1 protein-coding gene and 1 pseudogene are annotated in these 1,206 nt (G+C 38.6%); both read right to left on the minus strand.

Annotation, left to right across the window (positions count from 1 at the left end):
• Nucleotides 1–542 precede the first annotated feature (542 nt).
• Nucleotides 543–881, minus strand: coding sequence for a hypothetical protein (locus WMO25_RS18170; protein ID WP_117540136.1), 339 nt, complete (start codon nucleotides 879–881; stop codon nucleotides 543–545).
• A gap of 99 nt (nucleotides 882–980) precedes the next feature.
• Nucleotides 981–1,206, minus strand: a pseudogene (locus tag WMO25_RS18175) (hypothetical protein); the annotation flags it as partial.

The raw sequence follows: 1,206 nt of genomic DNA on the forward strand, positions 1-1,206 counted from the left end.
GGTTCACTTCATTGCCCAGATAACGGGCCGGTTTCTCGATTTTTAATAAAATATCATCACTTAACGCTAACTTCTTCATGCTTTTTATCCTTTTTTACTTTTTACAAATACAGTTGTTCTTAAAATTCTCCAGAGCATTTACTCCGAAGAAGCGACAACCTGAATCCATATTACTACATGAGCGTGGCATTGTCAAAACTTCTTTACTGTCCAAACCATTTTAAATGAACCATTTTGTCCAAACCATTTATCGAAGCTGGCCTTAGGTATTCGACAGCTATTTCTAATGCATCTTGGGCAATTACCCGATCAGTTAGCCGAACAGTAACTTTGTCATGTATCACTTCTGAAAAATAGGTGCGCCGTAAGACATACTGCAAAAAAACAAAAAGCAGCTGCACAATGACAACTGCTTTTTGTTTTAAAGGGAGAAAAAATATAGTAACAAATATAGATTAATTACGTATATTAATAGTTTGTACACTAATTATATGTCTAACGAAGCATTTTGTCAATCATGCATTTTATCCAAACTTAGCATACTAATTATGTGCATTTTCGCCAATATGTCGACTATTCAGTTGATTCACCACCGGTGTCACAATGGTTGTCTCAATTTTCTCCTTTAATTGCTCCACATCTGTCTGTCTTTGAATTTCAGCCATCGCTGACGCATACACACGGTTTCCGCTTAACACATCTGTCTGCTTCAAAAACATCGTCACTGACAAAATCAGCAGCACAATGATCATCCGCGTTGAAAAACTGCTGCTTTTTTCAGTACTGTCCCGGACAATAGAATGTTTCTGTTTCTTATCCAACTGTCTGAGTCGTCTGTAATTACTTTTCTGTGCTGCTTCCATTTCAAAGTAATTGTCCATATAAAAAGCTCCGTCTTTTTGTATCATGATACGCAGACGGAGCCTTCTTTATACCTGTATTCAACTTTTCAATATTTTACAAACATCCTGCAGCTGCCATTAATGAACTATATCGTTCTTCTCAGACAAATGGATCAGAAAATCTGCATCAATTGTTCTGAAATCATCAATCACTGCATTCGCCTTTGACAGATCCTGTTCACCGGATGTAGGGTTCTGATAGCCCAGGCAGGTCATTCCGGCCCGTACTGCTGCCAACACACCATTGGCTGAATCTTCAATCACAACGCAGGTCCCCGGCGTCTCCTTCAGTTTTTCACATGTC

This window comes from Coprococcus intestinihominis (genome assembly GCF_040096555.1).
Classification (GTDB): domain Bacteria; phylum Bacillota; class Clostridia; order Lachnospirales; family Lachnospiraceae; genus Coprococcus_A; species Coprococcus_A intestinihominis.